Raw genomic sequence first — 17,493 nt, 5'->3', positions numbered from 1 at the left:
GACCGGTGCCCGTGACATACCAGGAGACAACGGAACACGACGCCGTCGTCACCGAGGTCGGCTGGACGGGGACGACCCTGCGCGTCGCCGGGTCGCTGCACCCCGCACCGGCCGGCGCGCCGGAGGCCCGGCTCGTCCTGCGCGAGCACGACGGCGACCGGACGCTGTCGTGCCCCGCGACCGCGGCGCCGGCCGGGTCCGGGGGCCTGCGTTTCGAGGCGGCCGTCGACGTCGCCGGCGCCGCCGACGGCCGGCCGCTGCCGCACGGCCTGTGGGACCTCGACCTGACCGTCGGCGCCGAGACCGTGCCGCTCGGCCCCGGCCGCTCCCCCGGCCTCGACGTCTCGCCGCGACGCGGTTTCCTGCCCGACTCGACCACCGTGACCGTGTACTTCAGCGTCTACGGCCCGCTGGCGGTCGACGTGGGCGGCGAGCGGCACGTCGCCGGGGACGTCCGCGCCGACGCCGTGGCCTGGAACGAGCACGACGAGACCCTCGTCGTCAGCGGCCATCTCGACCTGCGCGCGTTCGCCCCGCCGATCTCGGCGACCCTCGCGCTGCGCGACCGCCGCACCGGCCGGGTGTACGAGGCGATCGCGATGCTGGACGCCGGGGCCGACCGGATGACCTACACCGCCGACATCCCCATGACCAGGGCGTTCGTCGACGACCCGCTGCCCCGCGGGACCTGGGACGCCACCCTGGTCGTCGGCTTCTCCGGCCTGCACCGCGAGCTGTGCGTCCTGGCGCCCGCCGAGCCCGTCGACCACCGGGTGCGGCGCCGCCTGCGGCACCTGCGGATCACCTCCACCGGCGCGCCCGGCCCGCTGACGATCACCGTCGGCGGTCAGTAGGGCACGGGCGGACGCGGCGGCCAGGACGTCGACCAGGCGCCGGCGGCCGCCAGCGACCCGGTGATGAGGCAGCCGGTCAGCAGGTTGAGCGCCGCGGTGGCCAGCGCGTCCTCCAGCGGGGCGCGCACCGTCAGCGGCAGCAGCGTCAGCAGCAGGACGGCCAGCGCGCCGATCCAGCCGAAGGCGCGCACGGGACGGACGGCCACCGACGCCAGGACGTTCAGCAGCGCGGTCGCCTGCAGTCCCGCGGCCGCCGCGCACAACGCGTACGTCGCGGCCGCCGGGACGGCCCGGCCCTGGCCCCCGCCGAACACGGGCACGTCGAACCCGAACAGCCCGCGCAGCACGAGCACCCCCGCGAACGCCGTGCCCGCGGCCGCCGCCGAGACGCCGGCGCCGCTCAGCCACAGGCGCCGCTCGTTCACGTCCGGCGGCAGGGAGAACGCCTCGTGCAGCGCGATGAACCGCCGGTAGCGGGCCATGGCGCTGTCGGCGTACCACGCCGACCGTCCGATGCCGGACTGGCACCGGAAGGAACGCTGCCAGGCGCGCGGCGGCGCCCCGTCCGTGCCGTGGTGCCGCGGGCGTCCGGCCCGGTGGCCGGCGCCCTCCGTCCCGTGCCGGTCCCTGTCGGGCGAGTCGCCGTAGAACCGTCCGAACGGGGTCCCGGCCATGGCGCCTCCCCCTGTCCCCCCGACGTGAACGTCCCAGGTGCTACCCGGCCACGTACGGTGAACTCCCCCGGCATCGACACTTTGCGGTCATTTGATGCCCCTTCGCCATTCCTGTCGGGGCGGGAGGTAACGTTCGGTGGGGGAAAATTGCCACCGGAAGCGACCTCGGGGGGCGGCGCAGTGACGGCGGACGGACGCGAGTTCACCGTGGCCCAGGCGCGCGCCCTGATCCCCGAGGTGCGCGCACGCGCCGCCGAGATCGTCCGGCTCCGCGCCGACCTGGCCGAGCTCGCCCTGGACCTGCGCGCGTCCGGCTCGTCCCCGCTGGGCGGCATGGCCGAGGTGAAGGCGTTCGAGGCGCGGCTGGACGAGCAGATCGCCTGGTTCACCGGCCAGGGCATCGAGATCAAGGGCATCGCGCCGTTCCTGGTCGACTTCCCCGCCGTGCTGGACGGCCGCTCGGTCCGCCTGTGCTGGCTGGAGGGCGACACCGAGCTGGGCTGGTACCACCGCACCGAGCTCGGCTTCGCGGGCCGCCGCCCCCTCGCCTGAGGACGCCGGAGCCCGCCCGGAGACGCTGGAGGGGGTTCCGGGAAGCGCCCCGCTCCCGAAACCCCCTCGCCCGTGGGGGCGACGCCCGGCGCCGCCCCTGTGCTCAGACCTGTCCGGCCCGCTCCAGCGCCTCGCAGCAGGTGTCGGTGATCAGCCGGGTCACCACGTACGGGTCGCAGTTGGCGTTCGGGCGGCGGTCCTCGATGTAGCCCTTCTTGTCCACCTCGACCTGCCACGGGATGCGCACCGAGGCGCCCCGGTCCGACACGCCGTAGCTGTACTCGCTCCAGGGGGCGGTCTCGTGCATGCCGGTCAGGCGGCGCTCGATGTCGGCGCCGTACCCGGCGATGTGCTCCTGCGCCTTGGTGCCCAGCGCCTCGCACGCGGTGATGATCGGGTCGTAGGCCTCGCGCATCGCCTTGGTGGAGAAGTTGGTGTGCGCGCCCGCGCCGTTCCAGTCGCCCGCCACCGGCTTGGGGTCGAGCGTGGCGGCCACGTCGAACTCCTCGGCGATGCGGTACAGCAGCCAGCGCGCCATCCACATCTGGTCGGAGACCTCGACCGGGCCCGCCGGGCCGATCTGGAACTCCCACTGGCCGGGCATGACCTCGGCGTTGATGCCCGACACGCTCAGCCCGGCGGCCAGGCAGGCGTCCAGGTGCCGCTCGACGATCTCACGCCCGAACACCTCGTCGGATCCGACGCCGCAGTAGTAGAAGCCCTGCGGCGCGGGGAACCCGCGCTCGGGGAAGCCGAGCGGACGGCCGTCCTTGAAGAACGTGTACTCCTGCTCCATGCCGTACCAGGGCTCCTGGGCGGCGTACTTCTCGGCGACGGGCAGCAGCGCGGCCCGGGTGTTGGTGGGGTGCGGCGTCCCGTCCGGCAGGTACACCTCGCACAGCACCAGCTTGTGGTCACCGCCGCGCAGCGGGTCGGGACAGGAGAAGACCGGCTTGAGCACGCAGTCCGAGTTCTTCCCCGGCGCCTGGTTCGTGCTCGACCCGTCGAACCCCCAGTCCGGCAGGTCGGCGCCGTCCGGGAGGATCTTGGTCTTGGACCGAAGCCGGGCGGTCGGCTCGGTGCCGTCGATCCAGATGTACTCGGCCTTGTAGGTCAACGTGCGATCCCTTCGTGTTGCCGGTCCCGGTGGTTTCGGCCTTGGAAAGGTTGACAACGCCCGATTTCGGGTCCATTGCCCGTATGTGAACGCCGTGTTAAACCGGCCGCTGACCAGGCACGCCCCCACCCGGTCCCCCATTTGGGACGCTCACCGGCACCCGGCGTCGTCCGTCGTGGGCACGCATGGCCTTCTCCACGGGATCACCCGTGCCCCGCGTCCCGCGTTCGACGCCGCCCCAGCGCCCGGTCAAGGCCCGCCCCGCCCCCACCGGACGAACCCCAACAATGCCCCATGACATGGGCAAACACCACGCCAAGGGCGCGGTCCCCGCCCTTACCGGCCGGTCGGACCGGGCTACCGTGAAAGGAAGGATCGATGGATGACTCGTCCTCCCGTAACGGGAGGCTTCCGACCGCGGGAGGCGAGCCAGGGGCGGGACCGTCTCGTCCCCGGCACCGGAAGGTGGTGTGCATCAGATGACGCACCCGGCAGACATCGAGCGGCATCCCGACATAGCCGAGATGCGCACGCGGTACGAGCTCGCCGCGGCGAGTCCCACCGCGCAGGCCCTGGACGGCCTGACCGTGCTGAGCGGGCTCTACCTGGCGATCTCCCCGTGGATCGTGGGGTTCAGCGGCCTGCGGCCGATCACGGTGAACAACCTGATCACCGGCCTCGCGGTGGCGGCGCTCGGGCTGGGCTTCGCCCTGGCCTTCGGCCGCACGTACGGCATCGCCTGGGTCGCACCCATCATCGGCGTATGGACGATCATCAGCCCGTGGGTGATCGCCGGTCGCATGAACACGACGCCGACGATCGTCAGCAATGTCGTGGTGGGCGCACTGATCCTCGTCCTTGGCCTGGCCACCCTCGGTCTCGCGGGCACCCGCGCGGGCGGCATGGGCATGCGCCGCCCGAGGTGACCGCCCACGCCCCCCGGCCCTCACCCGCCGTCGCGGGGAGAGCCACCAAAGGCCCCGCCCCCGCTCAGGGGACGGGGCCCTCTCTTGACGTCCGGCCCCGCTCGGCGAGACTGACGAGGTGATGGTCAAGACCCTGCGCCCCCGTGACTACAACGAGGCCCTGCACGTCGGGCACTTCTTCCGCAACAAACGCGTCCCCGTCGTGATGGACCTCACCGACCTCCCCGACGACGTGGCCCGCCAGTTCGTCGACTTCGCAGCGGGCCTGGTCTTCGGCCGCCGCGGCGACATGCAACGCCTGAGCCCCAAGGTCTTCCTGCTCCTCCCCGACGGCCAGCCCAAACCCACCGTCCTGCCCACGCCCTCCGACTGACCTCTCCCCGGCCGCCCCCTCCCACACAGCGCCCGCCGCCCTCTCGACCGGCCGACCGGCGTGACCCGGCCACGACGCGCTGAACGCACTTCCGGTCCCCCACAGCACCACGCCCTGCCGGAAAGGACGGGGCCGCCGCACGGGCATCCGGTTCAGCGGGCATCACCCGGCCGACGTCCAGGTTTCGGCCCTCCGGCTGGGGGCAGCAACGATGCCGACCTGCCGCGGGACGGCGACCGGCTCGCCCGTCCGCCGCCGCGGCAGAGCCGCCGATCCGGAATCGATGGGGCCGTGCAGACCTTCCTTCCGTACGCGGACTTCGCCGCCACGGCCCGCGTCCTCGACCGGCGCAGGCTCGGCAAGCAGCGTGTCGAGACGATCCAGGTGCTGCGCGGCCTCACGGTGCCCGGGTATGGCTGGCGGCACCATCCGGCCGTGCGGATGTGGACCGGTTACGAGGAGGCGCTGGTCCGCTATGGCCTGGAGATGTGTCAGCGGTGGTGCGCCCTCGGCCACAACGACACCTGCGCCGCCACGCTGACGGCCGAGTTGCTCACCGCCGAGGGCACCGAGCGGCCGCGAACCCAGGCGCGGCTGGCCGAGGCCGGGCAGCTGCCGCCCTGGCTGGGCGACCCGGCCCTGCACCTGAGCCACCGTTCCGCCCTCGTCCGCAAGGATCCCGAGTTCTACGGCCCGATCTTCCCCGGCGTACCGGCCGACCTGCCGTACGTCTGGCCGCGCTCGGACCGCGACCGTGGAGAGCACGACCAACCGGCCCGCCCCACCTGACCCCGCCCCTCAGGCGTCTGTGAACACCACGGACGCGGGCAGCGCACGGCCGCCAGCACGGCCGCGCCCGCGCCCGACACCGGCACCACCGCACGCGCGGTGGAGGCGGTGATGCGGTCGGACTCCCGCGAAGGAGTCCGGCACTCCAAGCGTGGATCGGAAATGCCGCACCTCTGGGCTCCTGCCAGATCCCGGAGGCGCGGCCTTCCGTCACCGGGCCCCTTTCGTGAGACCCGCCGCAGCGCGCGAAGCAGCTACCAGTTCCGCTCGACGGTTCCCTTCGTGGCGATCTCCGCCGTCCTGAGGGTGCGGAGCTTGGCCCGGCGGCGTCTCCTCTGCCGGACGCGGGCGAGGCGCCGCTCGTTGGCCGGGCTTTCGGCGTCGAGTTCGAGACGCCGTTCCAGCCGGCTTTCCACCCAGTCGCCGAGCGGCAGGTCCGGATGCTTCCGCCATCTCTTCGGCCGCCGGCGCCCCAGGCGTTCTTCGACGTCGTCCGCGGTGTCGGCGGCGGGCGCGCCGACCGCGTCCCGGAGGACCTGCTGCACCCGGTGCCGGTTGGCGCGGTGCGGGAACCGCTTGTTCAGCCGTACGGCGTTCCGTGAGGACTTGTCGTTTTCGGCGTAGGCATTGCGGCGGTCCTTGGCATAGCTGATCCGCTTCTTCTCCTGGGGATCTCTCCGCGCCATGGATTCACCTTCTCTGCCGGAGCCGGCCCACGCTCACCGAGCCGCGACTGTACCCGGACCCGAGATCCATGCCGAGTGAATTTCCGCAGACGACTAATGGCCCGGCGTGCGCCGGCCGGCCCGAGCCGTCCGCCCCGCTCGGGAGCAGGGCGGCCGTCGCGCGGCGTGCGGCCCGTGCGGAAAGGCGAGCCCCCACGCCGCCCGCTCCAGGCGGCGTGGGCTCGCGGCCGCCCTCGAACGGCCCGGTCTGGGCGTCCAGGTCAGGCGCTCCCGGTATGCCCGGCATTCGGTGCGACGGGGGCGCGGACGGTGACCGTCTTCGCGGGCCGGACCCGCCGGGCGATCAGTGCGTCCAGCGCCCAGGGGCCGCCGCCGAACAGTGCCAGCAGCAGGAAGGACCAGGAGAACATGGCCGCCAGCTCGCCGCCGTTGACCAGCGGGAACAGTTCCTTGGGCTGATGGACGGTGAAGTAGGCGTAGGCCATCGCCCCGGAGCAGACGAATGCGGCCGGGCGGGTGCCCAGGCCCATCATCACCAGGCCGCCGCCGACCAGCTCGATCACGGCCGCCCACCAGCTCGGCCACTCGCCGACGCGGACCGGCACCCCGCCGTGCGGCCCGCCGAGGACTCCGAACAGGCTCGCGGCTCCATGACAGGCGAACAGCAGGCCGACCACGACACGGAACAACGACAGGACGGCGTCACGTACGTGTTGCATGGTTTCTCCTGGAACTGGACTGCATGCCCAATCAACTCATCGGCCGCATGAGAACGTCCTCGGCCGGGCCCCGCATGGACTGGGCAACAAAACCGTAGGACACGCGTTTGCCGAACGGAACGCCCTTCCACGCCTTTCATGGCCCCTTCCAACGCCGAAGCACCCGCCACTACTCGGCGTGGAAGTTTCATTGCCGGATGCTTCGACTCTGGGTATATGAGCCGACGCCCCGTTCGCAGGAAATAATCCCGCATGGTCTCCATGGGGAGGTGTTCGACATGGCGTCGGTCGCCGCAGGTCAGCGTCCACTTCGGCAATGCACGCGACCGCCGGCGGATTGCTCCGCCGGCGGCGATTGGTGTCCTACCACCAGCGGCGCGCGCAGGGGGGCCGACGGGTCACCGGTCCGCTTTTCGATCACGTTGACACCCGCGTCGTGGCACGCGACATGGAGGCGGTCCGCCGGGCACTGGGCGAGGCGGATCTCCGCCGTCGGCGCGTCGCACGGCACGGCCGGGAGAGAAACCGGGTGATTGCGGCCCCTGAACAGGCCCGCGATCCGCGTGGAGGGCGATTGAAGGCGGAGCTTCAACCGCGGCCCGGATGCGCACGGCCATGCCGATGACCAGCGGTGGACGCTGGTCCGGGGGGCCGCGCTGACCAGGCCGCGGAGCCCTCGTGTGCTTTCCGGTCGTGTTGACGCCTACAGGCGCACGTGGCCTCGCTCGACCAGGACCTTGTCGTCCAGCGTGACCGTGGGCTCGTAGATCACCATGTCCATGTGGATGGGGCTGGCGGTGGTGCCGCCGTAAAAGATGTTGTCGCCGAGGGCGATGTGGACGTTTCCTCTGGCCTTCTTCTCTTCCTCGAACCTGCCGTTACGGCGGCATGCGGGGTTGAGGCCGATTCCGAACTCGGCGATGTTGTCCAGGTTGGAGATCGTGTCCAGCAGGTGTCGAAGCTCGGCGGCCTGACCACTGGCCCCGGCAACGGCCTGGACGCGGCCACCGGCCACGTCGATCCGGAGTGGCTCGTCTGGCTTGCCCAGGTGGGCGATGGGGCCGTCGACGACGATAACGCCTTCGGCCGTGCCCTCCAGCGGGCGTGAGGACACCTCACCGTCGGAGAAGGCCGAGGCCATTCCGGGCCGGTTGGCGTAACCGCACTCCACCCATACGTCTTCGAAGGCGATGGGCGCGGTGATGTCGGTTCCGGCCGGGCTGGTGATTCGCATCCGGCGGCCGCTTTCCCACAGGCGGCCGAGGCGCCGACCGTCGTCATGGAGCGCCCGGTAGTCGGCGAGCGCACCGCCCCCCGTGAAGACCTCCAGCGGCCGCATGACCATTGAGATCATGCGAAGCTGTTCGCGCTTGAGCAGGTCCTGGACCACGGCGGAGTAGGTGGGCGCCCCGCAGGACCCGGTCAGCCCGATCAGTACCTGCGTCTCCTCCAGTGCTCTTTCGATGGGCCGGGTGAGTTCGTTGCGCTGGGCGTCCATGCGCACGGGCATCTCCATGAGGGTGCACTCGGCTCCCAGGCTCGCGACCGCCTCAGCGATCGCCTCGACCATCACCCTGACGCTCTCGGCGTCGAGCACGATCCCGACTCGTTCGTCGGCGTGTACCTGCAGCAGTTCTTCCACGACGAGCCTGGCGCTGTCGGAGACGGACGCTTCCATCACCGGAACCTCCACTGTCCTACTAGATCGTCTTCCGAAGTTGTAGGCTAATCTTGAAGGACAGTCAAGAGATATCCTTCGATGCGAGCGGGTGGCCGTCACCCGCGCAGGCGGCGAGGGAGGAACCGGTTGGACGAGAAGGCGCGATCCGGCAGTGGCGAGTCGGTTGTCGCCCAGATCGCGGCGAGACTGCGCGACGACATCGCGTGCGCACGGCTGGCACCCGGTCAACGGCTGGTCGAGATCGAACTGGTTCGCGAGTTCGGAGTCAGCCGCGGACCGCTTCGTCAGGCGTTGGGACAGCTCATGGCCGAGGGTGTCGTGGTCAGCGAACGGCACCGGGGCGTCTCCGTGCGGCCCATGACACGTGACGACGTCCGCCATCTCTACCAAGTGCGGGAGGCGCTGGAAGGAGAGGCGGCCGCGCTGGCCGCCGCCCGCTCCGGAGAACCCGCGGTGCGCAGAGCCTGCGAAGACATGCTGCGCGATCTGCGAACGTACGACACGGCCGACTACACCACCGAGCTGCGGGATCACGACCGTTTTCACGAGGCCGTCACCGAAGCCGCCGGCAATCCGGTACTGACGGCATTGATCCGCCAGCTGCGACCACTGATCTTCCGGGCGCAGTTCCGCGGCAGGCTCTCCGACGCACGAGCCCGCCTGTCGATCCACGAACATGAGCGGATCTTCACCGCGGTGCTGTCCGGTGAGCCGGAGGTCGCCAGAGACGAGATGCGTTCGCACATCCGCGCCAGCCGCGACACTGTTCTCTCACTCCCCGATGAGGCGTTCCGGTAGATGACACGGATCAGCGAGATAACGGCCATCACGGTTCGCGTGCCGCTGACACGTCCGGTGTCGCTGGCGACGCGCCGCGTCACCGAGCGCGTTTACACGCTGGTGCGTGTCATCAACGACGCGGGGCTGCATGGCATCGGCTTCTGCTATGCCGGCTACGGCGGCAGCGACCTGACGACCTCCACCGTCATCGACGTCCTGGCCCCGCTCCTCATCGGAGAGGACCATCACCGCACCGCCTGGCTCTGGCACAAGATGCGGAACGCGGACGTCCCGCTCACGGGGGCGGGGCACGCCGCACGGGCACTGAGCGCCTTGGACATCGCTCTGTGGGATCTCAACGCCCGCGATGCCGGCCAACCGCTGCACCGCCATATCGGCGCATATGCTGCCACGCACGTCGACGCTTACCGTGCAGGCGGCTACTACGGCGAGGACGACGACGATGACGCCCTCCTGGCCGAAGTCAGCCGGAACGTCGCGGCCGGGGCCCGCGCCGTGAAGATCAAGGTCGGCCGGTTCGACATCGACCGCGAACGTCGCAGGGTTCTCGCGGTCCGAGACGCGATCGGGCCCGGCGTATCACTCATGCTGGACGCCAACGCCGCCTGGGACACCGTAGGAGACGCACTGCCGTACGCCCGTGCCTACGCGTCGGCCGACCCTCTTTTCATCGAGGACCCGCTACCGGCTCACGATCTGCGCGGCGCCCTGCGTCTGCGCGACCTGAGCGGTGTGGCGATCTCACTCGGCGAAACGTTCACCAGCGTTCACGAGTTCAACGCGATCGTCACTGACGGCATATGCGATGACCTCCAGGTCGACGGCACTTCGTGCGGCGGCGTCTCCGGCTTCTTGCGCATTGCTGACATCGCCGAAGCGGGCGGTGCCAAGGTTCATGCACATTGGTTCCCTGAACTGCACGTCCACCTCGCCGCCCGCCTTGCCGCCCCTGGACCGGTCGAGACGTTCCCGGACGACTCTGCCGTCAACTTCAGCCGGCTCACTACCGCCGCGCCCGCCTGGGAAGCCGGACGAATCCGGCTGCCCACCGAACCCGGGATCGGCTTCGAGTTCGATGAGGATGCCATCGCCGCCTACTCCGACACGCCCTGGAAATCGGTCCGAGGGTGATGTGACGCCGACTGCGAGCACCTGACGTGCACAGGCCGCCAGGACTGGACCATACGGCCGAGCCATGCGGGCGCCGCCCTTCAACCCGCTTCCTCGTCGCGCGGCGCTTGTCGTCCAGATCGGTGATGCTGGTCTTCGCTGCCGATAGAGGGCCGTCCATGCCTGGGGCGCCTCGCGGGAGATTCGTCGGGCGTCCTCACGGGCGGGGCCTGCTTGATGAGGACATGCGTATCGGCGGAGGAGGATCATCCCGGTGAGCACAACGGCGGAGTTCACCGTCCGGAGGGCCCGGCTCGATGACGCGGCGCAGGTGGCGTCGCTGCTGGCCGAGCTGGGGTATCCGGACAACAGCATCGATGACGTGCGGCTGCGCTTGGCGACATGGGCACAGGAAACGACCGGCGTCGTCCTCGTCGCCGAGGGCGGTGGCCAGGTGGTGGAGCGGTCGCCGTGGCGGCGATTCCCTACCTGGAGCGTGGGGGGCGCTGTGGACGCATCGTCGCACTCGTCGTGGCAGCCGGGCGGCGGGGGCAGGGAATCGGCCGGCGGCTTGTCGAAGCGGCCGAGGAAGCGGCCGGCGACCTCGGCTGCGTCACCATGGAGGTGACCAGCGCGCGAAGCCGCACCGAGTCGCATCCCTTCTATCGGAATCTCGGTTATGAGGAGTGGAGCGACCGCAGCGCGCGCTACCTCAAGGACCTCCGCCCCAGGACATGACCGAGCAGCCATGGCGCGCGCTGCCGCCCGCGGCCGGCAGCAGGTCGCGGTCGCAGCCGGGGTCGAGCGTCAGGGTGCCGCGGGCGGGGCCGAGCAGCAGGGTGTCGCCGACGCGCGTGCGCCGGACGAGCGCGCCGCTCACCCAGCCGCCCGGCACGGCCCGCACGTGCAGGGACAGGGGTCCTGTTGGGGCGCGGGGCGTTGGCGAGCGAGTACCTGCGCCACACGCGCGGCAGCGGGCGGTCTGCACCGGCACGTACTGGCCGGCGGTGAACTCCAGCGGAATACACGACCTGGTGCGGCTGGGGCCGAACGCAGCGGCCGGCCCACGCGCCGAGCACTCCGCCCGGGCTGACCGGTCGAGCATCGACTAGAAGGACCGTCGGACGATCGGACGGTGGGCGCCCCCCGAAAGGCTCCGACCGCCGTCGTTGTCATCGACGTCTGCCGGCGAAGGGCAGGCGTTCAGGCGGAATACCGCGCAGTTCGTCGACGGAGAAGACCTCGCCGTGGTCGTTGTCGACGACCGTGCGCCAGCGACGAGCCGCCGCCTCGATGAGCTCCATGGCGACGGCGTCACTGCCCTCGGTGCTGGAAATGGACAACTCCACCAAGGCGAGCATGGGGGCGCCCAGCTTCTTCTCGTACTCCACGAGGTCTTCGGGTTCGAACTCGGGGGCGCTGTCCGGGGCCACCGTCACCCAGACGTGCCGGTCCCCGCGCGACAGGCGGCCATTCGTCCAGCGGTCGGGGCGCCGCACGCCCCCGAGTTCCTCCACCAGGTCGAGGAACTCCTCGGGGTGCACGGGGTCGGCGAATATCAGCAGTACTTCGTGCCCCATTGCGCTCCTTCGCTCAGACGGGCTCGCCCAGCTTGCGAAGAGCCTCCTTGAGCTCGTATTCGGTGCGCACCACGATAGCACCCAGCTGCCTGGCCTGGGCGATCTGCTTCCCGGACCACTGCGTGGCGAGCACGACCACCGGCTTGCCGTTCGGATTCATCTGCCTATTATTGATCAATTTTGTTATCTGGTTGGTCTTGCTGGCCTTACGACCGTTCGAGATCTCGATTATTGCCCTGTTGGTCTCGATGTCTATTTCACCGAGGTCGCCGTTGTTTCCGTACTTGCGGCCGAAGTCGCGCACGATGTTGCGAATGGATTTGGCGGTGGTCGCCTCGAGACGCTTGTCCTCGTCGGCGGAACGCATCGCCTTGTCGACCTTGGAGTCGACGACCTTGTTCTTGAGCAGGTCGACCTCACGCTGTGCCTGGTTGGCGGCGTCCCTGTTGGCCTGGGTCGGGCTCCGGCGCGCCGCGTCCCGGGCGGCGTCGGCGTTGGCCTGGGCCTGGTCGATGAGGCGGTCGGCAGCGTCGAGCCGCCCCTGCTTGATGGCGGTGTCGATGTCGTTCTTGATCTTCGCACGCTGCCTGGCGAGCAGGTCGCAGACGCCCTTGGCCGGATCGTTGTGGACGAGGAGATCGAGCCCGCCGACCGTCACGTAGAAGGTGTGGAGCCCCTCGACCGTGAGGTTGTGGACGCGCCGCTCGACTCTGTACCGACGCGACTCGACCACCATCGCCCGGCGGCCGTCGGGTGCGGCCAGCATGTCGCCGAACACCAGCCGGCCGCCGTCGATCCAGTCGCGCGCGCCCGCCACCCAGAACGGGTGGTTGGCGGTGGCGGTGACCACCGCGGTGGGACCGCCCAGCGCACCGTCGAGGTCGACCACGACGTCCACCAGGTCCTTGGGACCGGCGCCGACGATGGTCCGGGTGACCCGCCGCGGGCCGTGGCGGCCGCTCTCCGGGTCGGCCGCCCAGACCAGGTCGCCGACGGCGACCCGGTCGATGGGTCTTCGTCTCCCATCGGCCATCAGCACCAGGGTCCCGGGCGGGAAGCTGTTGGGAGCCGCGCCCTGGCAGGCCTCCAGCGCCCTCCTCAGCCGGTCCTGGGCGGCCTTGCGGGCACCACGGGCCTTCTCCAGCCGCCGCTTGAGGTCGAGGAAGCGGTCGATCAGCTTGACCACCTTGGGGATCGCCTTCAGCGCCTTGCCGAGCTTGCCCCACGGAATGATCCCGATCAGGCCCCAGATGCAGTCACCGAGATTCGGCTTCCGGATGCAGTTGATGATGTCGCCGGCCAGCCAGTCGAGCCCGAGCTTGGCGATCTCCTTGAGCAGATTGAAGTTGTTCCACTCGTTCTCGATGGCCCGCGCTTCCTGGTCCGCCTTGGTCGCGGCGTCCTGCGCGGCCCTGTACTCCTGCTCTTCCGGCGACTCCCCGCCGACCGGGGTCGTGACGGGCACACTCGGTGACGCACTGGAGCTCGGTGACGCGCTGGAGCTCGGTGACGCGCTCGGACTCGGCTGTTTCTCACCGCGATCGCAGTTCTCGCCACCGCTCAACCGGCAAACCGCGGCCCGGATGTCCCTCGTGACCGTGTCCGGGACGGCCACCACCGTGATCGCCGCGGCGACGGCGGCCACGAGCAGGGTGATGGCGATGTAGGAGAGCGCGCCCTCACCCTGATCTCCCAGCCGTCTGAGCATCTGGCGCCCCAAGGCCCGTAAGAACCCGTCAAAACCGCAAGTAAATCAACCCAACGACCCACCGACACGGGCCCCCAGACCCAATACCAGACCCAAAACAAACGATCTTTACACCCCGCCTCCACACCCACCAAGATCAATTACAACACCTGACGGGGGCAACTTCACCCGCCACCGCACCACTCCGCGGCGACTACCGCCGACCGACGAGGCAAACCTCCGTGATCACGGCGCCGGGGCTCATCAAGCCGCCCCACCTCCACCGACCCATTGCCCACCGCCGCACTCACCGCACCCCTCGACGGCCAGCCCCTAACCAAGCACCAAAGTGCCGTCACCCCTAGCCGAGACGCTCGCCCGCGAAATCCCGGCCGTGATGGCACCTGACGATCACCCGCTCGCCTCCCAACTCAGATCCAACGCAGCCCCGGCATCCGGACGCCCTCCACACGCCTGGCCAGCGCCGCAACAAGGGCCAGACGCCGCCCATTCTCACTTTCGACGTGCACCCAATCGCGGTGCCGCAGATTACCAAACGACCGCACCCGCCTTGACGGGCTCACATTCTCTGAATGCGGCGCGCTCCCACACCGGCGATGTAATCCAAGGACGGAAGTCGGCCACACCCAGGACATCCATAAGCCTCAACGAGCCCACGTAGTGAAATGCCGGCGCGAAAATGGCCCCTCCATACTCCGGACCTCACTCGGCTCCGACGAGACCTTTACTTGGCGGCGGACGAGTTCAGCCAAGGGTGGCCGTAGGCCATCACGAAAGGTCAAGGGCAGCGCCCTACACGGGCTCTGGCCGCCGCCATCCTCGCCGACTCGGGATCGGAGGGAGCCACACATCTTCCACACCGGGCGGCAACACGCCTCAGGCGAGGTTCTCCCGGATGACAGACCTGTGACCGTGGGCCTCAAGGGTTCGGGCTGCTACTCGGCGGGCCTCGGCGGCTTCGACGGCTGCCCGTTCTCGGTCCGCGTCGTACAGAACGTGACGGGCAAGTTCATCGAGACAATCCGCCATGTCGAGTCGCCAGTACGCGAACCCAACCGGGTCGGCGGATTCATCTGGGCGCATCGCTCGCACGCGGCGCAGTTCACGCAAAGCGTCCTTGAGCGCTGGGGGAATGCTCACGCCCCCATACTGCTCGGCTCGGGCGGCGGCGCGCCCTCCCGGCCGACTGCTCCCAGGCGCAGGGCGGTGGGTGTGCGTGCGCGCGGCCCGTTCGCCCCGCCGCCCGATGACCAGTGCCAGGCCGCACGCTCCGGGCGACGTGAGCGCGGGACCAGTGCGGCGGCGAGAGCACCGCTTCGCACGTGCGCTCGTGGCGCACCCGGGCTGGACAGAGTACGGCGTTGGCTGAAGGCTCACGGGAGTTGACGACGGTGTGGGAGGGCATGCGAGTGATGGGGAGTTGGGTGGGGTTGCTTGTCGGCACCGTGCTGGGGGCTGCATGGGGATTCTTGGGGAACAGCTACGAACCCGGTGACAGCGCGATCGGCACCGGGCTCATGGGCGCTGTCGTGGGAGTCGTGGCCGGAACCATGAGTGATGCAGTGCGTCATAAAGGAGCCGTCGCGGTTCTCGCCGTTCTACGGAAGGGGAAGGCCGCGACTCGTGACCAGATGAGCGGGCGGCCTGCCAATGCCGTAGACATCCGAATGGGACAGCCATACTCGTTGGCTGGCGGCCTGCGGCCTGGATGTGACAGCCATTCGGCAACGACGCGGCACCGGAGGGTCTTAGCTTAGCGCATGCCGTTCAGGCGGTCGGCTTCGTTGATAGTGAGGGACCACGGGTAAGCGTTTAGATGGGTGCCGCCGGTGCCGGGGGTGTGGGGTTCGAACTCGCCGGGGCCCAGGAGGATGCGGACGCCTTCGGCGCGGAGGTCGGCGATACTCCTTTGGAAGGGGCGGCGTGCGGCTAGGGCGGTGTTGACGAAGGGTAGGACCACTACGGGGATTCCTAGGTTGGGGGCTTCGGCGAGGATGCCTAGGGCGTAGGTGTCGCTGATACCCGCGGCCCATTTGTTGATGGTGTTGTAGGTGGCGGGGGCGACGATGATGGCGTCGGCCTTGGGTGAGCGGGGTTCGCCTGGCTTGCGGTATTGGCTGCGGACGGGGCGGCCGGTTTGGGCCTCCAGGGCGGGGACGTCGATGAAGTCCAGGGCTGACGGGGTGGCGATGATCTGGACGTCCCAGCCTCGTTGGTGGGCGAGTGTGACGAGTTTCCCGACGTCGCCGGCAGGGCCGGCGGCGCACACGATGACGTAGAGGACTCGGTGGCGGTCGGGTTCGGTCACAGGCGCACCCCGATCTGTACGGCGAATTCCCTGAGGTCCCGCTTGGTGCTGGGCGGGGCGCTTGTCATGAGTTCGCGCATCATGCGGCGGCTGGAGGGGCGTTGCGAAATCTCTTCGGGGGCGAGGCCGTGAGCGAAGCGCAGCATGTCATATGCCTTGTCGTGCTTGCCCCACTGGGTCAGGGCGCGGGAGGTGTCGATGAGGAGGGTCGCCTTGCGCTCGGTCAGGGGGATGCGATCGAGGTTGATTCGGCGGGCCTGGTGGATGGCGGCTCCGGCGTCGCCGAGTTGGAGGGCGATGTTGACGCGATGGAGTTGGACGTTGGTCGGGCCGAATGCGGTCCAGCGGTGGTTGAAGTCTCCGCCGAGTTGCCGACCGGCGTCCTCGGCCTCGTCCAGCAGGGTGGCGGCTGTGTCGCGGTCGGTGCGCTGACCGGCGGCGACGGCTCCGCGTAGCAGGAGGGCGCCGTACACCGACAGGAAAGCAGGTGTCTTGTCGTCGGCGTCGCGGTGGATGCGTTCGGCGAACGTGCTGGCGGTCTGCGTGGCGGCGCCGTGGTGTCCGCCGTGCATCAGGGCGTGGGTGACGATGCGGGCGCTGGAGCCGATGATCGTCAGATCTTGGCTGTGGCGTGCGGCCTGCATGCTGCGATCGGCGGCGAGCCAGGCAAGCCCTTCGTGGTCGAGCTTGAGCAGGATGCTCGCCGCGACGTGGTGCGCCTCGGCCGACAGAGCCTCGATCGTGAGGCGGGCGTCTCCCTCGTGGGCCTTGCATGCGGTGCGCAGGTCGACCAGGAGGCGCGGCAGGGAGTCAATGACGACGGAGTATCGGCAGTCCTGGTAGTTGCGCTTGGCTGCCGCTACGGCGTTGCTCAGCCTGGTCAGGTCGACGGTGTTTCGGCTGGGTGGGCTGCCGATATCGGGATAACCCGCCAGCGCGGCGGCGAACGCGTCGACGCCTTCGAGCGGGGCGCCGCCTAAGGGGATGTCGGCGAGGATCGCGTTGAACACGCCGGCTCCGGCGATCTTGTGGAACGTTCGCCTGCGCACGGGTTGCCCTTCCTGCTGGACGTCGGGATTTACGTCCAGGGAATCCAGGAATCGGGATGCGTCCAAGACCGCGGGCTCATCTCGCCGTGTGATGACGGTCGCGTTGGTCGTCGGGGCTGCGCTCGGATCGAAGGTGCGTGGTGCCAGGCCCAAGGTCATGCGGGCGGCGTCGGGCATGTCCAGGCCATCGGCGATGCGTTCAAGGACGTCCAGGGTCTGGACCTGGCGGCCGCCCTGCTTCATGCAGACGCTGACGGTGCCCTGAGACATGCCGCACGCGATGCCGATCTGAGTCTGGCTGGCGCCTGCGTACTGGCGCACGAGGCGGAAGACGACTCCGATACTGCGGGCACGAAGAGCCTCGGTCATCTGCGGTCGCTGCCACAGCGCATCGGGGATGACGATCGGGTCTGACGCCCGTTGGGGCATCGTCCACCTCCCCTTGTGCAACGGGTGCGTCTACTGTCACTGAGCGTATATCTCGCCGCGTGATATCGCCGCGGAATGGGCCCTGCCCGGCGGGCTGGCGATGGTGGACGGCATGACGCAGCAGACGACGAAGAACC

Annotated in this window: 19 protein-coding genes; 8 read left to right on the top strand and 11 right to left on the bottom strand. The window is 69.7% G+C overall.

Annotation, left to right across the window (positions count from 1 at the left end):
- Nucleotides 1-5 precede the first annotated feature (5 nt).
- Nucleotides 6-854, top strand: coding sequence for a hypothetical protein (locus ABZ801_RS22810; RefSeq protein ID WP_360700924.1), 849 nt, complete (start codon nt 6-8; stop codon nt 852-854).
- Here ABZ801_RS22810 and ABZ801_RS22805 read toward each other — a convergent pair.
- A complete protein-coding gene (locus ABZ801_RS22805) occupies nt 848-1,528 on the bottom strand; it encodes a DUF6069 family protein (protein ID WP_360700922.1) in 681 nt (226 codons plus the stop codon). The two genes, ABZ801_RS22810 and ABZ801_RS22805, sit on opposite strands and share 7 nt — an antisense overlap.
- A 180-nt stretch (nt 1,529-1,708) precedes the next feature.
- Between ABZ801_RS22805 and ABZ801_RS22800 the strand changes: the two genes are divergently transcribed.
- Nucleotides 1,709-2,080 (top strand): DUF2203 domain-containing protein, encoded by a 372-nt coding sequence (locus ABZ801_RS22800; protein ID WP_344946969.1) that lies wholly within the window; start codon nt 1,709-1,711, stop codon nt 2,078-2,080.
- A 103-nt stretch (nt 2,081-2,183) separates the two neighbouring features.
- On the opposite strand, the gene glnII is transcribed toward ABZ801_RS22800, so the two are convergent.
- The gene (glnII, locus tag ABZ801_RS22795; protein ID WP_344946972.1) at nt 2,184-3,197 is read right to left on the bottom strand and encodes a glutamine synthetase; all 1,014 of its coding nucleotides are present in this window, start codon (nt 3,195-3,197) and stop codon (nt 2,184-2,186) included.
- Nucleotides 3,198-3,676: 479 nt separating this feature from the next.
- Between glnII and ABZ801_RS22790 the strand changes: the two genes are divergently transcribed.
- The 3 genes from ABZ801_RS22790 (at nt 3,677) to ABZ801_RS22780 (ending at nt 5,285) form a co-directional block, all read left to right on the top strand.
- On the top strand, nt 3,677-4,123 hold the full coding sequence (locus ABZ801_RS22790) for an SPW repeat protein (RefSeq protein ID WP_344946975.1): 447 nt from the start codon (nt 3,677-3,679) through the stop codon (nt 4,121-4,123).
- 121 nt (nt 4,124-4,244) lie between these two features.
- Entirely contained in the window at nt 4,245-4,496 is a 252-nt protein-coding gene (locus ABZ801_RS22785) for a cell division protein SepF (protein ID WP_344947461.1), read from the top strand.
- 291 nt (nt 4,497-4,787) lie between these two features.
- Complete coding sequence (locus ABZ801_RS22780; RefSeq protein ID WP_360700917.1) at nt 4,788-5,285, top strand: MSMEG_6728 family protein; 498 nt, start codon at nt 4,788-4,790, stop codon at nt 5,283-5,285.
- Nucleotides 5,286-5,539: 254 nt separating this feature from the next.
- On the opposite strand, the gene ABZ801_RS22775 is transcribed toward ABZ801_RS22780, so the two are convergent.
- The 3 genes from ABZ801_RS22775 to ABZ801_RS22765 form a co-directional block, all read right to left on the bottom strand.
- Complete coding sequence (locus ABZ801_RS22775; protein WP_360700914.1) at nt 5,540-5,971, bottom strand: hypothetical protein; 432 nt, start codon at nt 5,969-5,971, stop codon at nt 5,540-5,542.
- 260 nt (nt 5,972-6,231) lie between these two features.
- The gene (locus ABZ801_RS22770; RefSeq protein WP_360700911.1) at nt 6,232-6,690 is read right to left on the bottom strand and encodes a DoxX family protein; all 459 of its coding nucleotides are present in this window, start codon (nt 6,688-6,690) and stop codon (nt 6,232-6,234) included.
- Nucleotides 6,691-7,393: 703 nt separating this feature from the next.
- The gene (locus ABZ801_RS22765; protein WP_360700908.1) at nt 7,394-8,368 is read right to left on the bottom strand and encodes an aminopeptidase; all 975 of its coding nucleotides are present in this window, start codon (nt 8,366-8,368) and stop codon (nt 7,394-7,396) included.
- Between the two features lie 129 nt (nt 8,369-8,497).
- Here ABZ801_RS22765 and ABZ801_RS22760 point away from each other — a divergent pair, with 129 nt between their 5' ends.
- The 3 genes from ABZ801_RS22760 (at nt 8,498) to ABZ801_RS22750 (ending at nt 11,020) form a co-directional block, all read left to right on the top strand.
- Nucleotides 8,498-9,169 carry a GntR family transcriptional regulator gene (locus ABZ801_RS22760; protein WP_360700905.1) on the top strand — a complete coding sequence of 224 codons (672 nt, stop codon included), beginning with the start codon at nt 8,498-8,500 and terminating at the stop codon, nt 9,167-9,169.
- Nucleotides 9,170-10,303 carry a mandelate racemase/muconate lactonizing enzyme family protein gene (locus tag ABZ801_RS22755; RefSeq protein WP_360700902.1) on the top strand — a complete coding sequence of 378 codons (1,134 nt, stop codon included), beginning with the start codon at nt 9,170-9,172 and terminating at the stop codon, nt 10,301-10,303.
- A gap of 450 nt (nt 10,304-10,753) precedes the next feature.
- Nucleotides 10,754-11,020 carry a GNAT family N-acetyltransferase gene (locus ABZ801_RS22750; RefSeq protein ID WP_360700900.1) on the top strand — a complete coding sequence of 89 codons (267 nt, stop codon included), beginning with the start codon at nt 10,754-10,756 and terminating at the stop codon, nt 11,018-11,020.
- Here the strand turns inward: ABZ801_RS22750 and ABZ801_RS22745 are convergent.
- The 6 genes from ABZ801_RS22745 to ABZ801_RS22720 all read right to left on the bottom strand — a co-directional run bounded on the left by ABZ801_RS22745 (nt 10,995) and on the right by ABZ801_RS22720 (nt 17,356).
- Nucleotides 10,995-11,186 (bottom strand): hypothetical protein, encoded by a 192-nt coding sequence (locus ABZ801_RS22745; protein ID WP_360700897.1) that lies wholly within the window; start codon nt 11,184-11,186, stop codon nt 10,995-10,997. The two genes, ABZ801_RS22750 and ABZ801_RS22745, sit on opposite strands and share 26 nt — an antisense overlap.
- Nucleotides 11,187-11,454: 268 nt before the next feature.
- Entirely contained in the window at nt 11,455-11,862 is a 408-nt protein-coding gene (locus ABZ801_RS22740; RefSeq protein WP_360700895.1) for a hypothetical protein, read from the bottom strand.
- Nucleotides 11,863-11,875: 13 nt separating this feature from the next.
- Nucleotides 11,876-13,570 (bottom strand): Hint domain-containing protein, encoded by a 1,695-nt coding sequence (locus tag ABZ801_RS22735; RefSeq protein WP_360700892.1) that lies wholly within the window; start codon nt 13,568-13,570, stop codon nt 11,876-11,878.
- Between the two features lie 876 nt (nt 13,571-14,446).
- Nucleotides 14,447-14,710, bottom strand: coding sequence for a hypothetical protein (locus ABZ801_RS22730; RefSeq protein WP_360700890.1), 264 nt, complete (start codon nt 14,708-14,710; stop codon nt 14,447-14,449).
- A 613-nt stretch (nt 14,711-15,323) separates the two neighbouring features.
- A complete protein-coding gene (locus ABZ801_RS22725) occupies nt 15,324-15,878 on the bottom strand; it encodes a flavoprotein (RefSeq protein WP_360700887.1) in 555 nt (184 codons plus the stop codon).
- Complete coding sequence (locus ABZ801_RS22720; protein ID WP_360700884.1) at nt 15,875-17,356, bottom strand: helix-turn-helix domain-containing protein; 1,482 nt, start codon at nt 17,354-17,356, stop codon at nt 15,875-15,877. Before ABZ801_RS22720 ends, ABZ801_RS22725 begins: the two co-directional genes overlap by 4 nt.
- Between the last annotated feature and the right edge of the window lie 137 nt (nt 17,357-17,493).

Source organism: Actinomadura sp. NPDC047616, assembly GCF_040642915.1.
Classification (GTDB): domain Bacteria; phylum Actinomycetota; class Actinomycetes; order Streptosporangiales; family Streptosporangiaceae; genus Spirillospora; species Spirillospora miaoliensis.
This window is presented reverse-complemented; position numbering and strand designations above follow the sequence as displayed.

Excerpts from the sequence above, each read along its gene's own strand:
- ABZ801_RS22740 (WP_360700895.1), bottom strand. The coding sequence starts at position 11,862 with ATGGGGCACGAAGTACTGCTGATATTCGCCGACCCCGTGCACCCCGAG.
- ABZ801_RS22775 (WP_360700914.1), bottom strand. The coding sequence starts at position 5,971 with ATGGCGCGGAGAGATCCCCAGGAGAAGAAGCGGATCAGCTATGCCAAG.
- ABZ801_RS22805 (WP_360700922.1), bottom strand. The coding sequence starts at position 1,528 with ATGGCCGGGACCCCGTTCGGACGGTTCTACGGCGACTCGCCCGACAGG.
- ABZ801_RS22765 (WP_360700908.1), bottom strand. The coding sequence starts at position 8,368 with ATGGAAGCGTCCGTCTCCGACAGCGCCAGGCTCGTCGTGGAAGAACTG.
- ABZ801_RS22790 (WP_344946975.1), top strand. The coding sequence starts at position 3,677 with ATGACGCACCCGGCAGACATCGAGCGGCATCCCGACATAGCCGAGATG.
- ABZ801_RS22735 (WP_360700892.1), bottom strand. The coding sequence starts at position 13,570 with ATGCTCAGACGGCTGGGAGATCAGGGTGAGGGCGCGCTCTCCTACATC.
- ABZ801_RS22785 (WP_344947461.1), top strand. The coding sequence starts at position 4,245 with ATGGTCAAGACCCTGCGCCCCCGTGACTACAACGAGGCCCTGCACGTC.
- ABZ801_RS22755 (WP_360700902.1), top strand. The coding sequence starts at position 9,170 with ATGACACGGATCAGCGAGATAACGGCCATCACGGTTCGCGTGCCGCTG.
- ABZ801_RS22770 (WP_360700911.1), bottom strand. The coding sequence starts at position 6,690 with ATGCAACACGTACGTGACGCCGTCCTGTCGTTGTTCCGTGTCGTGGTC.
- ABZ801_RS22720 (WP_360700884.1), bottom strand. The coding sequence starts at position 17,356 with ATGCCCCAACGGGCGTCAGACCCGATCGTCATCCCCGATGCGCTGTGG.